Origin of the sequence: Pandoraea iniqua, assembly GCF_902459685.1 — a bacterium.
Lineage (GTDB): Bacteria > Pseudomonadota > Gammaproteobacteria > Burkholderiales > Burkholderiaceae > Pandoraea > Pandoraea iniqua.
Genome location: NZ_CABPSF010000005.1, coordinates 23,147 through 43,926 on the forward strand (window position 1 = coordinate 23,147; position 20,780 = coordinate 43,926).

At 63.0% G+C, this 20,780-nt stretch carries 17 protein-coding genes and 2 tRNA genes; 8 read left to right on the plus strand and 11 right to left on the minus strand.

The annotated features are described in order from the left end of the window. Positions 1–11: 11 nt before the first annotated feature. From PIN31009_RS17840 to PIN31009_RS17875, 8 genes are all read right to left on the minus strand, one after another. Positions 12–863, minus strand: a complete 852-nt coding sequence (locus PIN31009_RS17840) for an ABC transporter permease (RefSeq protein WP_425495497.1) — start codon at positions 861–863, stop codon at positions 12–14. Then, positions 856–2,040 carry an ABC transporter substrate-binding protein gene (locus PIN31009_RS17845; protein WP_150686431.1) on the minus strand — a complete coding sequence of 395 codons (1,185 nt, stop codon included), beginning with the start codon at positions 2,038–2,040 and terminating at the stop codon, positions 856–858. The genes PIN31009_RS17840 and PIN31009_RS17845 overlap by 8 nt, the downstream gene beginning before the upstream one ends. A 42-nt stretch (positions 2,041–2,082) precedes the next feature. Beyond that, entirely contained in the window at positions 2,083–3,039 is a 957-nt protein-coding gene (locus PIN31009_RS17850; protein WP_150791166.1) for an ABC transporter ATP-binding protein, read from the minus strand. Next, positions 3,036–4,241 (minus strand): acyl-CoA dehydrogenase family protein, encoded by a 1,206-nt coding sequence (locus tag PIN31009_RS17855; protein ID WP_150791167.1) that lies wholly within the window; start codon positions 4,239–4,241, stop codon positions 3,036–3,038. Before PIN31009_RS17855 ends, PIN31009_RS17850 begins: the two co-directional genes overlap by 4 nt. Further along, the gene (locus tag PIN31009_RS17860; protein ID WP_150686434.1) at positions 4,238–4,804 is read right to left on the minus strand and encodes a carboxymuconolactone decarboxylase family protein; all 567 of its coding nucleotides are present in this window, start codon (positions 4,802–4,804) and stop codon (positions 4,238–4,240) included. Before PIN31009_RS17860 ends, PIN31009_RS17855 begins: the two co-directional genes overlap by 4 nt. A gap of 210 nt (positions 4,805–5,014) precedes the next feature. Then, on the minus strand, positions 5,015–6,103 hold the full coding sequence (locus tag PIN31009_RS17865; RefSeq protein ID WP_150791311.1) for an AraC family transcriptional regulator: 1,089 nt from the start codon (positions 6,101–6,103) through the stop codon (positions 5,015–5,017). 362 nt (positions 6,104–6,465) lie between these two features. Then, positions 6,466–6,550: transfer RNA gene (locus PIN31009_RS17870), tRNA-Leu, on the minus strand. A 185-nt stretch (positions 6,551–6,735) separates the two neighbouring features. Further along, positions 6,736–7,650, minus strand: coding sequence for a LysR substrate-binding domain-containing protein (locus tag PIN31009_RS17875; protein WP_150791312.1), 915 nt, complete (start codon positions 7,648–7,650; stop codon positions 6,736–6,738). 135 nt (positions 7,651–7,785) lie between these two features. Between PIN31009_RS17875 and PIN31009_RS17880 the strand changes: the two genes are divergently transcribed. From PIN31009_RS17880 to PIN31009_RS17895, 4 genes are all read left to right on the plus strand, one after another. Beyond that, on the plus strand, positions 7,786–8,787 hold the full coding sequence (locus PIN31009_RS17880) for an aldo/keto reductase (protein ID WP_150791168.1): 1,002 nt from the start codon (positions 7,786–7,788) through the stop codon (positions 8,785–8,787). 343 nt (positions 8,788–9,130) lie between these two features. Then, positions 9,131–9,751, plus strand: coding sequence for a (2Fe-2S)-binding protein (locus tag PIN31009_RS17885; RefSeq protein ID WP_246185736.1), 621 nt, complete (start codon positions 9,131–9,133; stop codon positions 9,749–9,751). A gap of 5 nt (positions 9,752–9,756) precedes the next feature. Continuing rightward, positions 9,757–10,785, plus strand: coding sequence for an FAD binding domain-containing protein (locus tag PIN31009_RS17890; RefSeq protein ID WP_150791170.1), 1,029 nt, complete (start codon positions 9,757–9,759; stop codon positions 10,783–10,785). Further along, entirely contained in the window at positions 10,782–12,995 is a 2,214-nt protein-coding gene (locus PIN31009_RS17895) for a xanthine dehydrogenase family protein molybdopterin-binding subunit (RefSeq protein ID WP_150791171.1), read from the plus strand. The genes PIN31009_RS17890 and PIN31009_RS17895 overlap by 4 nt, the downstream gene beginning before the upstream one ends. Positions 12,996–13,229: 234 nt before the next feature. Here PIN31009_RS17895 and PIN31009_RS17900 read toward each other — a convergent pair. Next, positions 13,230–13,314 (minus strand) — tRNA-Leu (locus tag PIN31009_RS17900). Positions 13,315–13,609: 295 nt separating this feature from the next. On the opposite strand from PIN31009_RS17900, the gene rnr reads away from it, so the two are divergent. Further along, positions 13,610–16,168 carry a ribonuclease R gene (gene rnr, locus PIN31009_RS17905; protein WP_150686438.1) on the plus strand — a complete coding sequence of 853 codons (2,559 nt, stop codon included), beginning with the start codon at positions 13,610–13,612 and terminating at the stop codon, positions 16,166–16,168. Positions 16,169–16,465: 297 nt separating this feature from the next. After that, positions 16,466–17,236 (plus strand): 23S rRNA (guanosine(2251)-2'-O)-methyltransferase RlmB, encoded by a 771-nt coding sequence (gene rlmB, locus PIN31009_RS17910; protein ID WP_087688879.1) that lies wholly within the window; start codon positions 16,466–16,468, stop codon positions 17,234–17,236. A 93-nt stretch (positions 17,237–17,329) separates the two neighbouring features. Here the strand turns inward: rlmB and tal are convergent, their stop codons facing one another. After that, the gene (gene tal, locus PIN31009_RS17915) at positions 17,330–18,283 is read right to left on the minus strand and encodes a transaldolase (protein WP_150791313.1); all 954 of its coding nucleotides are present in this window, start codon (positions 18,281–18,283) and stop codon (positions 17,330–17,332) included. 164 nt (positions 18,284–18,447) lie between these two features. On the opposite strand from tal, the gene rpiA reads away from it, so the two are divergent. Together rpiA and PIN31009_RS17925 are read left to right on the plus strand one after the other, a co-directional pair. After that, entirely contained in the window at positions 18,448–19,137 is a 690-nt protein-coding gene (gene rpiA, locus PIN31009_RS17920; protein ID WP_058380347.1) for a ribose-5-phosphate isomerase RpiA, read from the plus strand. A gap of 18 nt (positions 19,138–19,155) precedes the next feature. After that, positions 19,156–20,241, plus strand: a complete 1,086-nt coding sequence (locus PIN31009_RS17925) for a serine endopeptidase (protein WP_150791172.1) — start codon at positions 19,156–19,158, stop codon at positions 20,239–20,241. A gap of 138 nt (positions 20,242–20,379) precedes the next feature. On the opposite strand, the gene PIN31009_RS17930 is transcribed toward PIN31009_RS17925, so the two are convergent. Continuing rightward, on the minus strand, positions 20,380–20,655 hold the full coding sequence (locus tag PIN31009_RS17930) for an oxidative damage protection protein (protein ID WP_058379080.1): 276 nt from the start codon (positions 20,653–20,655) through the stop codon (positions 20,380–20,382). Between the last annotated feature and the right edge of the window lie 125 nt (positions 20,656–20,780).

Sequence of the window (20,780 nt, forward strand, 5' to 3'; positions counted from 1 at the left end):
GCCGGTACCGCTCACTCGTCGGTCATCGTTCCGCTAAAGCGCCGGTAGATGAAGCGTGCCGCCCAATCGAGTGCGAAGCCGAGCACGCCGATGACGAGAATGACCGCCGTCAGCTCCGAATAGGCCAGTCGGTCCCGGGTGTCGAGAATCAGATAGCCCAGCCCGGCGTTCACGCCCAGCATTTCTGCCGGGACCAGCACGATCCACAGAATGCCGATGGCCAGACGCACGCCCGTCAATACATGCGCGGCGATGCCTGGCACGTACACGTGCCAAAGCATCTCCCAACGGGTGGCAGCTAGGCTCTCGCCCAACTGCACCCAGCGCCGGTCGATCTGCGTCACGCCTGCGGCAGTGCTCATCACCAGCGGCCACAGCGCAGCAAACGCGAGCAGAAAGTACACGGCCGGGTCGCCGACGCCGAGCGACATCACGGCGATCGGCATCCACGAGAGCGGCGACACCATGCGCAGAAATTGCAGCGACGGCGTGAGCGTCGCGTCGAGCCAGCGCACGCGACCGATCAGAAAGCCGAGCGGCACCCCCAGCACCAGCGCCCACGCAAGCCCGACGCCGATGCGTCGCAAGCTCGCGAGAATATGCAGGCTTAGTTGCTCGTCGCGAAACAGGTCGGGCAGTGCGCTCAGCGCTGCCGCCGGCGAGAACTGCGCCGCCAGTGAGCCCGGTGTGGTCAGTAGCGCAATGCCCAGCCACCAGATCGCGATAATGCCTGCCAGTCCCGCCAACCCTAGCCACGCGCGACGGCCGGCGGAGACTGCGTTCGCCGTGGTTACAGGGGCGACGGCGAGCGCAGTACCCGCAGCGCCCGCAGTGTCTGCCTTTGCGGACGCCAACTCAGACAACGATGACCTCCTGACGCGTGAAGCCTTCCGGCAACCCGAAGGCCTTCATGCCGCCAGCCGCCGCAATGCTCTTCTTTACGAAACGGTCGTCGACCAGATCGCGCGCGACAAAGGCCGGATCGAGCTTGGCGAGGAACTGCGCATTGCCTTCCACCTGCGTCTTCTGCATATGGCGCACAAGCGCTTCGGTATAGCTGGGGTACGGATACGGCTGGAAGTCGATGCGCTTCTCGTGCCAGTCGGCATGCACGATCGCCTTGTCCGCCAGATAGCGGCCTTCTTCGGCCGCCGACGGTGCCAGCACGCGCTGCAACACTTGGAACGGATGCGGCGTATAGCGATTCTCGCCTTCCTTCGAGAGCAGGCGGGCCGCGTCTTCCGGATGCGCGCGCGTCCATGCCTGCGCCTTCACGATCGAATCGACGACCTTCTGCGTCCACTCGGGGCGTGCACTCAAATCACGCTCGTGCATCGTCACCACGCAGCAGGCGTGGTTCTTCCACACGTCACCGGTAAAGCGCAGCACCTTGCCGACCTTGAGATTTTCGGCAGCGGCGTTGAACGGCTCCGCCACGATATAACCCGCGATCTGCTTGGCAGCGAGTGCCGGCGGCATGTCCGACGGCGCCATCACGATCAGATTGACTTCGTTGGCTGCCGGCGCACCCGACTTCTTGAGTACCGGCGTCAAACCGTTGGCAGCGAGCAGCCCTTGCAGCACCACGTTGTGAATCGAATACCAGAACGGCACGGCAACGGTTTTGCCACCGAGGTCGCTCACCTTGTTGATGTCGTTCGTCACGGTGATCGCGCTGCCGTTGACGTGGTTCCACGCCACGACCTTGGCCTGCGCCTGACTGCCGTAACGGGCCCAGACCGTCATGGGCGAGAGCAGGTGAACGACGTTGACCTGACCCGACAAGAAGGCCTCGATCAACTGCGCCCAGCTGCGCAGCAGGGTCGGTTTTTCCGCTTTGATACCGGCCTGCTCGAAGTACCCGTTGTTGTGCGCGACGAGCAACGGCGTGGCGTCGGTGATCGGCAGATAGCCGATGCGCAACGGCGCATCGGGTTCAACGGCGGCACGTGCAGCAGCCGAGGCCAGCAGCGGTGCCGCGCCGGCTACCGTCATCATCGAAGCGAGCTTGAGCCATTCACGGCGGGAAATTTGGCACATGGATAGGAGATCCCCGTAGGTCTGGTCGGTGTGGTCGATTATTTACAGCGAATTCGGTGTGGCGCCTGAGGCGTCTCGCGTGCCCGCGAAGCGCGTCATACCCGATTCGCCCGGTACATCTGTCGTATGCGTTGCTTCGCGTGACATCGCGCGTTGCAGCGCTTGCAGGATTTCGATGCGCAGGGCACCCAGCGCTTCGACCTGCATCTCGCGCGGTGCGGGAATGTCGACGCGCCATTGCGCCAGCGTGCGCCCCTGATTACCGAGCAGCACGATGCGATCGGAGACGAGCAGTGCCTCATCGATATCGTGCGTGACCAGCACGGTGGCCGCGCCGGTATCGCGCACGACGGTGACGAGCAGGCGCTGCATGTCGGCACGCGTGACTTCATCAAGTGCGCCAAACGGCTCATCGAGCAGCAACGCACGCGGTTGCCGTGCGAGGCAGCGTGCCAACGCAACACGCTGCGCCATGCCGCCCGACAACTGGCGCGGATGCAGATGATGCGCGTGAGCAAGCCCGACTTCGGTGAGTGCTGCGTCGATGCGCTCGCGACGCGTTTCGCGCGAGAGCTTGGGCTGACGTGCGAACGTGAGACCGAAGGCCACGTTGCGCTCGACCGAGAGCCACGGCAACAGGCAAGGGTCTTGAAATGCGAGGGCAACGTCGGGACGCGGACCGCTCAAGGGCGTGCCGTCGATATCGACGGTGCCGGTGCTGGGTGGCAGCAGCCCGGCCGCAATCCGCAACAACGTCGACTTGCCCGAACCACTCGGGCCCAGCACGGAAACGAGTTCGCCGGGCGCGACGCTCAGGTCGACGCCCCGCAGAATCTCTCGCGGCCCGTAGGCCAGCCCGATGCCGCGCAATGTGAGGAACGGCGTGGCGTTCGCCGTGCCTGCCGTAGCGCATAGCAGCGCGGCGCGCGAGTCATCCTCGTGCGCCGGGGGCGTCAACGTGTCGGCATGCGCGCGTTGCGTCGCCGTGGATTGGGTCATGAGGCCGTTCCGGTCCGGGGTTGTGCGGCAGAGGCTTCAGATACGCCCGACTTTGCTCGCTGGGCCGCCAACTGGTTCTTCAACTGCACGAGACTCGGGGTCACGATCGGCACGAACGCCGCTTCGCGCTGACGTCGCGCAACGCCCGACAATCCGCGCAGGTAACCTCGGCCGCCGCCCGTTTGCACTTCGAGCGTCGCGGCGTCATGCACCACGCCCGCCAGCGCAATGCGCAACTCGAACAGCTTCGCGGGCGTCGTGACAAATTCGCCTTGCGCGACGCCGGACTTCAGGCGCGTGGCAAGCGTGTCGATCTGGTCGGCAAGAGCACCCACTTCGTCGGCCACGGCAGCGCGCGCGCCCGGGCCACCGTCGTTGGTCGCGACAAGGCTGCGGCGCGCAAGGCCGAGCGACATGCCGCACTGCAAGCCGAGAAACGCGGGACGCACTCGCACCAGCCATGCAGGGGCGTCGTCGGTAATGCGATCGTTGTCGTCAAGCGGTGTGCCGGTCATCTGCAATGCCGCCGTGTTTGTGCCGCGCAAGCCGATCAGGTCGAGATCGTCGCTACGTGTCACGCCTTCCGCGTCGTGCGCAATCGCGAAGATGGATGGCGGGCCGCCCGCATCATGGTCAGCCGCCGCTGCCGCCACGAAGCCCTGTTTGCGCAAATTGGTAATCCACGGCAAGCCGCCGGTGACATGCCACGCGGGGGCGCCGCCAGTGCCGGCACGGTCGGTCGCGCGAATCTGCAACGGCTCGATCGCCGATAAATACTTCATCGCATTCGACAACCCCGTTGCCCCGGCAAGCTCGCCACTGAGCAGCGCCGGCAGCAAACGCTCGCGCAAACCGCGATTCGGGCTTTGCAGCAGATATTCGATAAACGTGCGCTGGCCCCACAGCACGAAAGCCGCCGCGAATGAATGGGTGGCCACGTCCGCCACGCTGTCGATGGCGTCGCAAATCGTGCCGCCAGCCCCGCCTAGTGCCACGGGCACGCCAATGCGCAACAGCCCGGCCTGCGCCAGTTGCGGCACGACATCCGCGCTCAGCGTGGCGTCGGTGTCCAGCGTTTCCGCATGGGCGTCCAGCCATGCGGCAAGCGAAGGCGCGCGCGTGATCAGGCCAAACGGAGCGTCTGCGGTGTTGGCGGTAGTTGCAGCAGTTGCCGCAGCAGGAGGGCTGGCGTGCGTGCTCATGCCGCCTGACCCTTCGGTTCCCAGCGATACGCGGCCAGTTGCGGATTCAGTTCGTTTTGCGAGAGATTGTTGGCAAAGTTGCACAACGTCGCCAACGACACGCCGAGCACCACTTCAAGGGCTGCCGCATCGTCGAATCCGGCAGACTTGAACGCCGAAAACTCGGCATCGGAGACGGCGCCACGCGTGGCGATGACCGCACGCGTGAAGACGGCAACGGCATCGAGCTTCGCGTCGGAGAGGGGCTGCTGATCGCGGATTTCATTGACCAGTGCCTCGGGCAGTTGCGCTTTCTTGAGCGCCACCGCCGTGTGACCCGCCACGCAGAATCCGCAGCCATGAATGCCGGCCGCCGTAATTTGCACCACTTCGCGCTCGGCCAGCGTCAGACTCGCGCGGCCGTTGATCGCGCCCACGGTCAAGTACGTCTCGAGCGCCGTCGGCGCATTGGCCAGCGAGGCGACCAAATTCGGCAGGAAACCATTCGCCGCCAACGATTTTTCCAAAAACGGACGGCTCGCCTCCGGGGCGGTCTCAACGGTATGCAACGGCAGTCGGCTCATATCGGGCTCCTCAAAGTCGAGCCTCCATTGTGCAGAGGCCCGGCCAAGCACTCAATGCGCGCGCGTCTGGAAATACTGCGGATTCGTCTCATCCGGCGGACGGCGGCGTCTGACGTTTCTTTGCTACGGTTCTTGATCTGGCCGGACGCGTCGGAAGTATTGCTGAATTTGCCATGCCCTCCCGTGAGCGGGCATGGCGACGCGGGCGCGTCAGTGTAACGCGTAATGTGTGACGGTTGCGTCAGAGGAAGGCGCAGGAGAGGGGGCCTGCAAACGCGCATCGGCGGCGTTATCGGTGTTATCGGCGCTGTCGGCGCTCGTCTGCCGACGCCACGCGCCGGGCTGAATGCCTGTGACTCGCTTGAATGCCTGCGAAAACGCAGACTCGGACTGATAGCCGACCTGCTCCGCCGTGTCGGGTAATGACACACCGGAGCGCAACAGCGCTGCCGCCGTTTTCATGCGCACCAGTGTCACGAACTGCGCAGGCGGCTGACCACCGATCTCGGCAAACTGCTTGCAAAAACGGGCCCGCGACATGTGCACGAAATCCGCCATCGTGTCAGTGGTCCATCGCTCACCCGGCGACTCGATGATGGCCGCAGCGAGACGGCCAAAGGCGTCGCGCCGCATTAAACGCCACATCCCGGGCGCAACGTCCTCGGCGTGCACGGCCTCGCGCAACGCATAGTAGAAAAGCAAGTCGGTGAGCCGCGCGAGCAACGGGGAGGGTGTCTCGCCCGGACGGCGTGCTTCCGCCTGAATTAACGCGAAGACCTGCGTGAGACCCTCGTGCCGGCCGCTGTCGCGCCGCGCAATGATCGGGTTCGGCAACATGCCGAGCACCAACGCGTCCAGCTCGGTGCGGAATTCGAAGAAGCCGCACGCTAAGGCAACGGTTGGGGTGGTGGTGCGTTCGCGTTCTTTGGTTGGCAGTGCGGTCATTTGCCCCGCGCGCGCCGATAAATCTGCGGGCGGTGCCGCATCCGGTGATAAGCAGTGACTCAAATCCGAAAGTAAGAAGACCGCATCACCCTTGCTCAATCGAATCGATCGCGCAGGCTGGCCGTTCTCTGCGCCGACGTGCAAGTAACAACCACCGTCCAACACCACATGGAAACTCGCCCGCTGATGACCCGCCGTCGATGCCTGAAAGGCGCCGCAATATTCACCAACGTGGAATAACGTGCTCTTTAACTCCAACCCCGCCAATAACCAATCCGCCACCCGATCCGGTTGCTCGGATGGGTCCTTGGCTTGGTATCCCGCTTCGTCCGTCGTCACCCGCTCTCGCGACATGGCTGCCAACTCTCTCTCGTGCCTCGCCCCATTACCTCAGGCAAAACACCCATCCTCCCCACACACATCCCACCACACAACTATTTTTTAGTTGAATGCTTATGACTGGGGGGAAGGGTGAAGGGTGAGGAGAGAGGGGGGAAGAGTGGCGCTGTGCGGTGCTGGCCCACGGTCAGCGGTAACTTCATCCTCCCATACGGCGCCTACCGGCACCGAGAGGACTCGGTCACACTCCGCGCGACCCCGGCATCGCCTGCATGCGATGCCTTTCGAGTCCCCACGCAATGTGCTCAAGCACATTGCTTTCTGACCACCAAAACAAAAAGGCAGATGATCTTTCGATCATCTGCCTTTCTTTGTCTTGGTGCCCAGAAGAGGACTCGAACCTCCACGGTGTTACCCGCTAGTACCTGAAACTAGTGCGTCTACCAATTCCGCCATCTGGGCATCGTCAGCTTGCTCGTTTTTGCGTGCTCGCTGCGAAGAAGTGAGATTATGCCGAGACCCTCACATGCTGTCAATAGGGTTTAATGAAAAAGTCATCAACACCCCCAGCGTCTCTCAACTTCTCTTTAACTCGCCTCATAAAACCACCACACCTCCACCACACACCCACACCTCATTCATCAACCTCAAGCCGCCCGACCCATATGCTCGGATCGAATCATGTCGATCAAGTGCCGCAACCCCGGCAAGGTCTGCCGCCGGCTCGGGTAATACATCGACAACGGCGGCCCATCCACCGCCCAATCACTCAACACCGCTTCTAATGTGCCCGCCGCCAACTGCGTCGTGACATTCTGCTCAAGGACGTAACCCAATCCCAATCCACCCAACGCCGCCGCAACGACACCATCGGTCTCGTTAATGCTCAACGCCCCCGGCACATCGAGCTCGATCGCATTCGACCCATTCCCTAATTCCCACTTGTACAGCGAGTTGTCGCCCAACCGCATCCGAATGCAATTGTGTGACAACAAATCCTGCGGCAACTTCGGCCGGCCATGACGCGCCAGATACGCCGGCGATCCCACCACAATCCACTTCAACGAGGGCGTCAACGGCGTCGCAATCATGTCGCCCGGGACGGTGTCGCCATAGCGCATCCCCGCATCGAACCCCTCGGCCACGATATCCAGCATGCGGTCGTCAACGGTGATGTCCAGCTCGATGTCGGGATACGCCGCCACAAATCGCGGCAAGATCGGGTCGAGTAACAGCCGCGCCGCATCGCGCGGCACGTTCAATCGCAAACGACCCGCCGGTGACGCCCGATAACGATCCAACGCCCCAATCGCCGACGCAATCTGCTCAAGACCCTGTTCCAGCTCTTTCGCCAGCGCCGCACCCGCCGCCGTCGGTGATACCGACCGGCTGGTACGGTTGAGCAACTTCACCCCCAAACGTGCCTCAAGGTTGCGCATGGCATGGCTCAAGGCCGATGTGGTCACGCCCAACTCGGTGGCGGCCTCCCGAAAACTCTGCCGGCGGCAGATGGTGACGAAAACGTTCAGATCGGCAAGCTCGCCGCGAGTAAAAGCAGGCATGTAGGTCCCAACAAGTATCAAATATCCAAAACCAGAAACGTCGAGTACGTACAACGAGTTAAGCGTTCGTTGAATAATACTCAATTTTTTATGAGCTAAATTCTACAGAATTACATAGTTTCGAGAGGTTGCTCAATGAAGGACGTGACAGAAACGCTACACATCGCAGGCATCGATACGCCGGTCAGCCGTATCGGTCTGGGGACGTGGGCCATCGGCGGCGCGATGTGGGGCGGGGCGGACGATAACGCCTCGGTCGCCACGATTCGCAGCGCGGTGGAGCGCGGTATCAATCTGATCGACACGGCACCGGTCTACGGCTTCGGTCACTCGGAAGAGATCGTCGGCCGCGCACTGGAAGGCCTGCGCGACAAGGCCGTGATTGCCACGAAAGTCGCGCTGGCGTGGGGCGACGCCGGTATTCGCCGGAATGCCACGCCCGCACGCATTCAGAAGGAAGTCGAGGATTCGCTGCGCCGCCTTCGCACGGATTACATCGACCTCTATCAGGTGCACTGGCCGGACACGCTGGTCCCGTTCGAGGAGACGGCCGCCACGCTGGAAAAACTGCGTGAGGCCGGAAAGATCCGCGCCATCGGTGTCAGCAATTTCTCGCCCGCACAAATGGACACGTTCCGCCGCGCAGCGCCGCTTGCCGCTGTGCAGCCCCCTTACAACCTGTTCGAACGGGCAATCGACGCCGATGTGCTGCCGTATGCCAAGCGCGAACATCTGGTCGTGCTGGCCTACGGTGCGCTTTGCCGCGGCCTGCTCTCGGGGCGCATGAACGAAAACACGACGTTCGAAGGCGACGATCTGCGCAAGTCCGACCCGAAGTTTCAAGCGCCACGGTTTGACCAGTATCTGGCCGCTGTGAATGCTCTCAAGGACTTCGCTAAGGCGCGTCACGGCAAGTCGGTGCTCGCACTGGCCATTCGCTGGGTGCTCGATCGAGGTCCGACGATTGCCCTGTGGGGCGCCCGCCGCCCGGATCAACTCGAGGGTGTTCACGATGCCTTCGGCTGGCAACTCTCCACGCAGGATCTCACCGATATCGACGAAATTCTCGCGAAATACGTGACTTCGCCAATAGGACCAGAATTCATGGCACCCCGCCTGCGCGACGCGAAGTTATAACCGCAAACCCGAAGCATGCGGTGAGCGCGCAGTCATCGCCGCATGTGTGCGCGAACCCCCGCAGTGCGCGTCAGATGGCGTCAAGATGGCAGTTTCCCGACGCCTGCAAGCCGCGCCAGCTTTCTCTATAGTGCTCGAATGGATTTGCGGCGACCGGTCGCCATCCTCAACGATTGCCCTCAAGGGAGGCCTCTCGATGAAGGAACATGCTTGCCATTCCTCATGTGCCAGCCACACCCATGGCGCCCATGACAGCCCTCAGCATCCACAGTCGCCGCAGTCATCTCATTCTTCAGTCCATCCGCCATCGCCGCCCACGGCCGCCGCTCACGCCGCCGCCGCGGTGGCCGATCCCGCCGGACGCCGCCGGTTTCTGAAGTCGCTCGGTGCATCGAGTCTTGCCGGCGCCAGCGCCGCATGGCTGCCGAACGCCCATGCGCAAACGACCGCTGAGAATGCGCTCGCCGGCGCGGGCACTGCGGCCCCGGTCGATGGCGAGCCACTCACGCTGACGGTGAACGGCCAGCGTCGCGCGCTGCATGTGGCGCCGAACGCGATCCTGCTCGATGTGCTGCGCGATCAGCTTCAACTCACCGGCACAAAGAAGGGCTGCGATCACGGCCAGTGCGGCGCCTGCACGGTGCACGTCAACGGCATATCGATCAATTCATGCCTCTCGCTCGCGCTGATGCACGAGGGCGACGCCATCACCACCATCGAAGGTCTCGCGCGCGGCGACACGTTGCATCCGGTACAAGCCGCGTTCTGGGAACACGACGCCTATCAATGCGGCTACTGCACGTCCGGTCAGATCATGAGTGCGGTCGCGATCCTCGCCGATAAACGCATCGGCCACGACGACGCAGCCGTGCGCGAAGCCATGAGCGGCAACATCTGCCGCTGCGGCGCCTATCGCAACATCCTCGCCGCCATTCAGGATGCGCGCTCGCGCATGGGAGGCTAAGCACCATGCGACAGTTCGAATTCATTCGGCCGCAAAGCGTTGCGCAAGCGATCAGCGTCCACGCGACGGCGCACAGTACGCCCGAAAACGCCGCGATGTCTGTTGGCGAGGGCGTTTATCTCGCGGGTGGCACGACATTGCTCGATCTGGTCAAACTGGATGTGATGCGACCGGCCCGCGTGATCGATATTCACCGGCTGGGCATGGACCGGATCGATCGATTGCCTGATGGACGATTGCGCATCGGCGCGCTGGTGACGAATACGACGCTGGCGTACGACCCGAACGTGGTGCGCGATTACCCCGTGCTGTCGCAGGCGCTGCTTAGCGGCGCGAGCACCGCGCTGCGCAACAAGGCGACCACCGCAGGGAATGTGATGCAGCGGGTGCGATGCGGGTATTTCCGCGATGGCGTATCGCCATGCAACAAGCGGGCGCCGGGTTCGGGATGTGCCGCCATCGGCGGACACCACCGCAGTCTGCACGCGGTGCTGGGCGGCAGCGCGCAATGCATCGCGGCGCATCCTTCCGACATGTGCGTCGCGATGGCCGCCATCGGCGCGACGGTGCACGTGCAAGGCGCGGCAGGCGAGCGCGATATCGCGTTCGCCGATTTCCATCTGCTGCCCGGTGACACGCCTTGGCGCGAACATGCACTCGCCGACGACGAAATCATTACGCATGTGACGCTCGATGCGCCTTTGGCAAATGCGCGAGGTGCCTATCTGAAACGCCGGGACCGGGCGTCCTATCAATTCGCGCTGGCGTCGTGTGCCGTGATTCTGTCGCTCGATGGCGGCGTGGTGCGCGATGCACGCGTGGCGCTGGGCGGGGTGGCGACGAAGCCGTGGCGCGCCTTGCCAGCGGAACGGGTGTTGCGGGGTGCGCAAGCGTCGCCGGAACTTTGGCAGCGGGCGGCCGCGGCGGCGCTCGACGGTGCCCACGACTACGGACAGAACGGCTACAAGATCGCCCTCTGCGAACAGGCTATCGTCCGAAATCTGTCACGACTCGCGGCGGGAGGTGCGGTATGACGACGCCTACAATCGGTCAGCCGATTCGCCGTATCGACGGCCGCAAGAAAGTCACCGGCGCTGCGCATTACGCAGCAGATTGGCACCCTCCCGGGCTTTGCTATGCATACGGCGTGTTCTCGACCGTGGCGCGTGGCACGATCCGCAACATCGATACGCGCGACGCCCAGCGCGTGCCCGGTGTCGTCGACATCTTTCATCACGATCATTTCCCGGCGCTCTTTCGCGTGCCGCAGCGCGGCGGTGGGTTCAACGCCATTCTCGAAGCGTCGATTACGGACGAACACCGGCTGCCGTTTGAAGACGACAAGGTCTACTACGCCGGGCAGTTTGTCGCGCTAGTGGTCGCGGATACGTTCGAACACGCGCGAGAAGCGGCGTATCGGGTGCGGGTGGATTACGCGAAGGAGGCGCCGCTCACCAGTCTCGAGCAAGGCGTCGCCCGCAACGGCACGCAAGACGGCGGGCGAGGGCACCAGCGCGGTGATGCCGCCGCCGCGTTCGACAACGCGGCGCGCCGTGTGGATGCGGTTTATCGCACGCCCGTCGAAACGCATAACCCCATGGAAATGCACGCCACGACGGCGCAGTGGCGCGATGGTGGTTTGCATCTTTACGAGTCGACACAAGGCGTCACCGTGCATCGCAATACGATCGCCCGCGTGTTTGGGCTCGATCCGGAACGCGTGGTTGTCGAGGCGCCGTTTATCGGCTCCGGCTTCGGCTCGAAACTGTTTATTTGGCCGCATTCGATTGCTGCGGCCGCTGTTTCTCGCGAAGTCGGACGGCCGGTGAAGTTGCTCGTGCCGCGGGCGCAGATGTTTACGACGACCGGGCATCGGCCGCAAACGGAGCAACGGCTGCGGCTTGCGACGGATGCGGATGGGAAGCTTGTTTCGCTAAGACATGAGTCGATTTCCACGCAGGCGTTTGTCGATAACTTCACTGAAAACTGCGGGGGGATGTCGAAGAGTCTCTATGGCTGCGCCAATGTTCTGGTGAGCCACCATACGACGCGGGTGCATCAAGGTGCACCGACTTCCATGCGCGCGCCCGGTGCCGCGCCGGGGCTGTTCGCGCTGGAGTCGGCGGTAGATGAAATGGCGCTCGCCGCCAATCTCGATCCGCTGGAATTTCGCCTGCGTAATATTTCTACGCGAGATGAAAGCGCCAATCTGCCATGGTCGAGTAATCATCTTCGTGAGGCTATTGTGCAAGGGGCGGAGGCGTTTGGATGGCGTAAGCGAGACGCTCCGGTTGCCTCCATGCGCGACGGCGATGAGGTCATCGGCATGGGTATGGCCGCCTGTAGCTGGGATGCCATGCGCACGCCTGCAAGGGCTCGTGTGATGCTGCGCGCTGATGGGACGGTGGAGGTGACCTGCGCCGTGCAAGATATCGGCACCGGGACGTATACGGTGGTCGCGCAGACGGTCGCGGATTTGACTGGGGTCGCTATCGAGAAGATTGATGTGAAACTCGCCGACTCTTCAATGCCCGCAGCACCGCTTTCCGGTGGCTCATGGGCGACGGCCAGTGTGATGCCCGCTGTTGCTGCTGCGACGCGTAATGCGATCGGGCAACTCACTTCGTATGCGGTGGCAGGGAAGGGCGCGTTTGCCGAGGCTAAAGCGGAAGAGGTGAAGTTTGTTGATGGGGCGCTGGTGTATCGCGGGAAACACGTGCCGTTCGCAGACGTGCTGAAAGAACTCAAGCTCGGACTCGCCATCGGCGACGGCGCCACCGGCGGTGCCCCAGAAGGCAAAGTCTCCTTCCGTAGCTTCGGCGCCCATTTTGTGGAAGTTCGCTTCGATCCAGCGATTTCTCACCTGCGCGTTTCTCGTGTGGTCAGCGCGATCGATGTTGGGAAGATCGTGAATCCGCTTACCGCCAGAAATCAAGTGGAAGGCGCCATCGTCATGGGCATCGGCATGGCCCTCTTCGAAGCCACCGACTACGATCCCCACTCCGGACTCCCAGCCAATAACTCCTTCGCTGAATACCTCGTCCCCGTTCACGCCGATCAACCCGATATCAATGTGATTCTTCTTGATTACCCTGACCTTGCGCTGAATGAGTTTGGGGTGAGAGGGATTGGGGAAATTGGGATCACTGGGCTCGCCGCTGCTGTGGCGAATGCGGTGTTTCACGCTACCGGCAAGCGCGTGCGGGATCTGCCGATTACGGTTGAGAAGGTGATGAGGACTTAGGCACTCGTTAGCACCGGAATAACACCGCTAATTCTGGCCCACGATCAGTGGTCGCTTCAACCTCCCGTACGGCGCCTACCGGCACCGAGAGGACTCGGTCACACTCCGCGCGACCCCGGCATCGCCTGCATGCGATGCCTTTCGAGTCCCCACGCAATGTGCTCAAGCACATTGCTTTCTGACCACCAAAACAAAAAGGCAGATGATCTTTCGATCATCTGCCTTTCTTTGTCTTGGTGCCCAGAAGAGGACTCGAACCTCCACGGTGTTACCCGCTAGTACCTGAAACTAGTGCGTCTACCAATTCCGCCATCTGGGCATCGCCAGCTCACTCGTTACTGCCTGCTCGCTGCGAAGAAGTGAGATTATGCGCATGCTCCCCGGCACTGTCAACACTTCCACATAAAAAAATTTCAAACGCCTCACCCAACCCCCAAGCAAAAACCAAAATCCGCACAGGTGGCAGTTTTCGCAAGGTTTGCCGTATGATTGTCCTTGTTCTCGCCACACACCCCCCTTTACAGGTGCACAGGTGCGCGAACATCACCACGGACCGTAGGGCGCATGGTGCGCCGCTCGGCCGGACTCAACCGGCACAGTAACGCTACCGACCTTTGAGCAAATATCCCTATCCGATTCCGAGCCGCGAAGAAATCCTCGGTGTACTGCGCACCGCCGATTCCGCGCTGTCCGCCAACGATATCGCCGAAGCCCTGGCCATCAAAAAGCAAGAACGCGAAGGCTTCTTTAAGCGCCTCGCCGCCATGGAACGCGATGACCAAATTCGTCTCGATCGCCGTGGTTACTATCAACTGACTCACCCCTCGAATTTCATCGCCGGCCGTGTCATCGGCCACCGCGATGGCTACGGCTTCGCCGTGCGCGACGACGATGGCGATGACCTCTATCTCCCCACGGAAGAGATGAAGAAGGTCATGCACAACGATCGCGTCCTCCTGCGCGTCGCCGGCTATGATCGCCGCGGCCGCCCAGAAGGCCACATCGTCGAAGTCGTCAGCCGCGCAAACACCCACGTCATCGGCCGCCTTCTCAACGAGAACGGTGTGATGGTCGTCGCCCCCGAAGACAAACGCATCGGGCACGACATCCTCATCCCACCCCGCTCGCAAGGCAAAGCGAAGGTCGGACAAGTGGTCTCGGTCGAACTCACCGACTACCCCAGCCGCTATAGCCAACCCATCGGCCGCGTCTCGGAAGTGCTCGGCGATATCGATGACCCCGGCATGGAAATCGAAATCGCCGTCCGTAAATACGGCGTGCCCCACCAGTTTTCCCCCGAAGCCCTCGCCGCCGCCGGTGCACTCCCCGATGAAGTTCGCGCGCCAGACCTGCGCCACCGCGTCGACCTGCGCGATGTGCCCCTCGTCACGATCGACGGTGAAGACGCCCGCGACTTCGACGATGCGGTCTACTGCGAACCCGTCAAGATCGGCCGCGCCAACGGCTTCCGCCTGATCGTCGCCATCGCCGACGTGTCGCACTACGTCACCTCCGGTGGCCCGCTCGACGCCGACGCGCTCACGCGCAGTACCTCGGTCTATTTCCCGCGCCGCGTCATTCCGATGCTGCCGGAAAAACTCTCGAACGGCCTCTGCTCGCTGAACCCCGACGTCGATCGCTGCGTGCTGGTCTGCGATGCCATCGTCACCCCGACCGGTGACGTGAAGGCGTACCAGTTCTATCAGGCAGTCATTCACTCGGCCGCACGCCTCACGTACACGGAAGTGGCCGCTGTACTCGGCAACACGAAGGGCCCGGAGGCCCAACGCCGCGCCGCACTGCTGCCGCATCTGCAAAATCTCTACGAGCTGTACAAGGTGCTCGCCAAAGCGCGTAAGTCGCGCGGCGCCATCGAGTTCGATTCGACGGAGACGTACATCGTCTGCAACGCGCAAGGCAAGATCGAACAGATCCTGCCGCGTACCCGCAACGACGCCCACCGCCTGATCGAGGAATGCATGCTGACGGCGAACGTTTGCGCCGCCGACTTCCTCAAGCGTCACAAGCAACCCGGCCTCTACCGTATCCATGCCGGGCCGAAGGGCGAGAAGCTTCAGGTGCTGCGCACGTTCCTCAAGACGCTCGGCCTCTCGCTCGGCGGCGGCGATGAACCCGCCACCTCGGATTACTCGGAGCTGATGACGCAAATCGAATCGCGTCCCGACGCACCGATGCTCCAGACGATGCTGCTGCGCTCGATGCAGCAAGCGGTGTACAGCCCCGATAACATCGGCCACTTCGGCCTCGCTTATCCGGCCTACGCCCACTTCACGAGCCCGATTCGCCGCTACCCGGACTTGCTCACGCACCGCGCGATCAAGGCCATTCTCGCCGGCCGCAAGTACGAGCCCGAGATTCCGCAGGGCGTCGATATGACGACCGGGATTTCGCCCCACGCCCGTAAGCTCCAGAAGGACGACGACGCGGCGAAGAACAAGAAATCGCCCTCGGCGAAGAAGCGTGACGCGGTCTGGGAAGAACTCGGCCTGCATTGCTCGGCCAACGAACGCCGCGCCGATGAAGCCTCGCGCGACGTGGAAGCCTGGCTCAAGTGCTACTTCATGCGCGACAAGCTCGGCGAGGAATACGGCGGCACGGTCAGCGCCGTCACGTCGTTCGGTATCTTCGTGCAACTCGACGACCTCTTCATCGAAGGCCTCGTCCACGTGACGGAACTGGGCAGCGATTACTTCCAGTTCGATGAAGTCCGCCACGAACTGCGTGGTGAGCGCACCGGTATTCGCTACCGCCTGACGGATCGCGTTCGCGTGCAAGTCAGCCGTGTCGACCTCGATGCCCGCAAGATCGACTTCCGTCTGGTGAAGGAAGCCAACGTCCGCAGCCTCGCCAAGACCTCGGGCCGCACGGAGCGCGGTGGCGCACCGGTGCCGACGCCAGCCGCCGGTACGCCGGGCGTGGCAGGCACGGCCGGTGCAGGGGCAGGGCCGACGGTTCGTCAACTGCCGAAGGGCGGCGCGCTGCTCAACGGCGTGCAACTGGCCCCGGCCGGTAAGCACGCAGCCAAACCGAAGCCGGCAAAGGTCAAGATCCCCCACGGCGAACGCGGGGCACCCACGCCCGTCAAGCGCTCGGGCGGTAAAACGGCCTCGTCGAAACGCGCAGGCGGCCCGGCAAAGAAGCCGCGCCGCTGATCGGATTGCCCTGTGCCTGACACGATGCACGCAGTGCACGATGTCGTGGAAAGCGCAGGGGCCGGTCGCGCTTTGCAGTAAGATGTGCGCCTTGTGCCGACCCCCGTGTCCAAGCAAGGCAGCGCAGAAGACCGCGTAGGGTTGCGGCGGCGGACACCCGGCAAGGGTGCCGCCGCCGTCGTACTTTGTACGGCAGCCGGGCGAATTCAGCGAATTCAACGCCCCCGGCCAACGCGACCCGCCCGGCCCGCCCGACGTCGGGGCCTGCCTCGGCACACGCTATTTTGAGGATGTGAAATGAGTCAATTGAAAATGCTGTTCGGCTTTCACGCCGTCACAGCCCGTCTGCGCCACGACGCGACCAGCATCGAAGAAATCTATTACGACCCGACCCGCCGCGATCGCCGCATGTCGGACTTCCTGAAAGCCGTGGAAGCCGCCAAGGGCGCGCCGGGTGTGAAGATCAAGGTGGTGCAGGCCGATGGCAAACGCCTCGACGGCATGGCCGGTTCGTCACGCCACCAAGGCGTGGTCGCCCGCGCGCAGGAAGTCTCGCTCGCGCTGAACCTCGACGAACTGCTCGACGGTATCTCGGGTGATCCGCTGCTGCTGATTCTCGATGGCGTCACCGATCCGCATAATCTCGGCGCCTGCCTGCGCGTGGCCGATGGTGCCGGCGCGCACGCCGTGATCGCCCCGAAGGATCGCGCGGTCGGCTTGAACGCAACGGTCGCCAAGGTCGCCAGCGGTGCCGCTGAAACGGTGCCGTACATCATGGTGACGAACCTGTCGCGCACGCTGCGCGAACTCAAGGATCGCGGCATCTGGGTGGTCGGCACGTCGGACGACGCGCCCGCAGACATCTACGGCACGAAGCTCACCGGCCCGATGGCCATCGTCATGGGCGCAGAAGGCGAGGGCATGCGCCGCCTCGTGGGCGAGAACTGCGACATGTTGATGAGCATCCCGATGTCGGGCGGCTGCGAAAGCCTGAATGTCTCGGTCGCCAGCGCCGTGTGCCTGTACGAAGCCGTGCGCCAACGTAAGGTCGCCGCCAAAGCGAAGTAAGGGTCACGGGTCACGATTCACGATCCGCACAGCAGCAACGCAAAAGCCGGCTTTCGCCGGCTTTTTGCTTTTGTTCCGCCCGAACCCGGCAGCTTATCGGGCCGCTTCGATCAACGCTTCGAGCTTGACCGCGTCTGCTGCAAACGCGCGAATGCCTTCGGCAAGCTTCTCGGTCGCCATAGCATCGTCGTTGAGCTGGAAGCGGAACGACGGCTCGTCGGTCTTCACGCGATCGATCGACGCAGCGCGCGCGTCTTTGACGTCGAGCTTGCGCGGCACTTCGCCTTCGGTCGTGCGCAATTGCTCAAGCAGCGCCGGGCTGATAGTGAGCAGATCGCAACCCGCCAGCGCCAGAATTTGGCCGGCCGATCGGAAGCTCGCCCCCATGACTTCGGTGTCATAGCCGAAATGCTTGTAGTAGCGATAAATCGCCGCGACGGATTGCACGCCCGGATCGTTGTCGCCCGCGTTGGCGGCTTCGTCCCACTTGGCCCCGGCGGACTTCTTGTACCAGTCGTAAATACGGCCGACGAACGGCGAAATCAGTTGCGCGCCGGCTTCGGCACACGCGGCCGCCTGCACCAGCGAGAACAACAGCGTCATGTTGCAGTGGATGTTGTCGCGCTGGAGAATCTCCGCCGCCCGAATGCCTTCCCACGTCGACGCGATCTTGATCAGCACGCGCTTGCGCTCGATTCCCTCGGCTTCGTACATGGCAATGATCTTGCGCGCGCGGGCCACGGTGCCGGCGGTGTCGAACGACAAACGTGCATCGACTTCGGTGGACACACGCCCCGGCACGATGTCGAGAATCTCGCGCCCGAAGGCAATCAACAGACGATCGATGATTTCGTCGACGGTCTCGGCACGATGCTCACTCACCACGCGCGTGAGAATCGGTTTGTAGGCGTCTTTTTGTACGGCACCGAGAATCAACGACGGATTGGTGGTCGCGTCCTGCGGCTTGTAGGCATCCATGGCCTGAAAGTCGCCGGTGTCGGCAACGACGATGGTGTGGCGCTTGAGCTGATCGAGCTGATTCATGATGGCGGGCCTTACAAGTAATGCACTGCATGACATGATGCCGATGATGCCACCCCGCAACAGGGGCGGTCGGCGCGAAACTGCCGGCATGCCGTGCGACGAAATACGGCGCGGCACGCCCGACTCCGGTAAACTTCCGACTTTACCAAACTTTGCCGGAATTCCCCATGACCCAGGACGAACTCAAACGCTTGGTCGGTCAGGCCGCTGCCGACTATGTGAACCAACACGTGCCCGAAGGCAGCGTGATCGGCGTGGGCACCGGGTCCACGGCGAACTGCTTTATCGACGCCATCGCCGCCCACAAGGGCCGCTATCGCGGCGCGGTATCGAGCTCGGAAGCGAGCACGGAGCGCCTGCGCAAGCACGGCATCGAAGTGTTCGACCTGAACCAGATCGACAGCCTGCCCGTCTACGTGGACGGTGCGGACGAAATCAACGCGCTGGGCCATATGGTCAAGGGCGGCGGCGGGGCGCTCACGCGCGAGAAGATCGTCGCCTCGGTCGCGAAGGAATTCGTCTGCGTGGTCGACGCCTCGAAGCTCGTCGCCGTGCTCGGCGTGTTCCCGCTGCCGGTGGAAGTCATCCCGATGGCGCAAGCGAGCGTCGCCCGTGCACTCACCGCCCTCGGCGGCAAGCCGCAAGCCCGCGTGCGCGCCGATGGCAGCCCCTACATGACCGATAACGGCTGCGCGATTCTCGACGTGCACGGCCTGCAAATTCTCGATCCGGTGGCGTTCGAAACGCAAATCAATCAACTGCCGGGCGTGGTGACGGTAGGCCTCTTCGCGCAGCGCGGCGCCGACCTTACGCTCATGGGCACGCCCGAGGGCGTCAAGACCATCGACTACAAATAACTGACCCCGGAGGGCAGGATGGCTCAATCGCGTCGTCTTCCCGAAACATGGTTTCGCCGAGGGCTGTGGCTGATCGCCGTGCTGTTCGCGGCGTTTTTGATCGGCCTCGGCGGTCTGGTCGTCGACAAGCTGCCGGGCGTGGCCCCGGCGCCCACGCTCGATTCGTTTATCGATCCGGCACAGGCCACTCGCGCGGACGCCGCCATCAAGCAGGAGGAAACGCAGGCCGAAGACATCCAGTCGCAGTTGGAGACGGCGCGCCTGCAACTCAAGGCGCGCAGCACGGCCTATCGCAATGCGCGTGAGTCGTTCAACGATTGGGTGGCCACGCGCACGGCGACGGCGCAGGCGAGTCAAGATGCCGAGCTCGTTTCCCGCACGCGCGCGCTCGACGCACTCAAGACCGCCGAGCGCGATGCGCAAACGCAAGTCGACACGCTGGAGACGAAGCAGCTCGACGCCTCACGCGCGGTGCAGTCGGCGCGCACGGCACGTTTTGCCCTCAATACGGCAGCCAGCGAGCAGTTGGCCGCGATTCAGCGCTCGCAGGACCTGAAAGTCTTCGGCATTCGTCTGGCGATTACGCTGCCGTTGCTGGCCATTGCGGGCTGGCTCTTCGTGCGTCAGCGCAAGAGCACGTGGTGGCCGTTCGTGTGGGGTTTCGTCTTCTTCGCACTGTTCGCATTCTTTGTCGAGCTCGTGCCGTATCTGCCGGACTACGGCGGTTATGTGCGCTATCTGGTGGGTATTGTGCTGACGGTGCTGGTCGGGCGCTACGCCATCGTCTCGCTGCAACGCTATCTGGCGCGGCAGAAGGCGGAGGAGCAGTTGCCGGATCAGGAGCGCCGCAAGACGCTGTCGTACGATCTGGCTCAGGCACGGCTGTCGAAGGCGGTGTGCCCGGGGTGCGAGCGGCCGGTGAAGCTCGATGACCCGGAACGCGACTTCTGCATGCACTGCGGCATTTGCCTGTTCGACCACTGCGGCACGTGCAAGACGCGCAAGAACGCGTTCGCGCACTACTGCCACCACTGCGGGGCGGCATCGCTCGGTGCCAACGCGGGAAATGCGGCGGTTGATGGCATGACGGGCAAGCCTGCCTGACACGCACTCAGTCAGCACTCGGTCAGCACTCATTCAGCGCTTCAGGCAAAGAAAAGGGGTTCACGACATGACGTCGTGAACCCCTTTTTTTCATCTCGGCCGACGGTGACCCTCAAGGCCACCGGCAGCCCGCGATGCTTACTCCGAGGGCGGCGGCACGTAGCCTTGCGCCACGTCGGCGCCTTCGCCGAAGAAGTACTTCTCGGTCTGCTTGACCAGATACTGACGCGCGCGCGGGTCAGCCATGTTCAGGCGGTTTTCGTTGATGAGCATGGTCTGCTGCTTGAGCCAGCCGGCCCACGCTTCTTTCGACACGCTCTCCCACAGGCGCTTGCCGAGCTCGCCGGGCATCGGCGGGAAATCGAGACCTTCGGCTTCCTTGCCGAGTTTGATGCATTGAACCATGCGAGCCATGGGGAACTCCTTCGTAATCTTGGGTAGGGCGTGAAAAGAGCGGCCACGCATTCACGCGACGACATCGAAACGTCGCTCACCGTGGCCGATATCCGGATATGGGGGCAGGGCGCGTCAGACTCAAG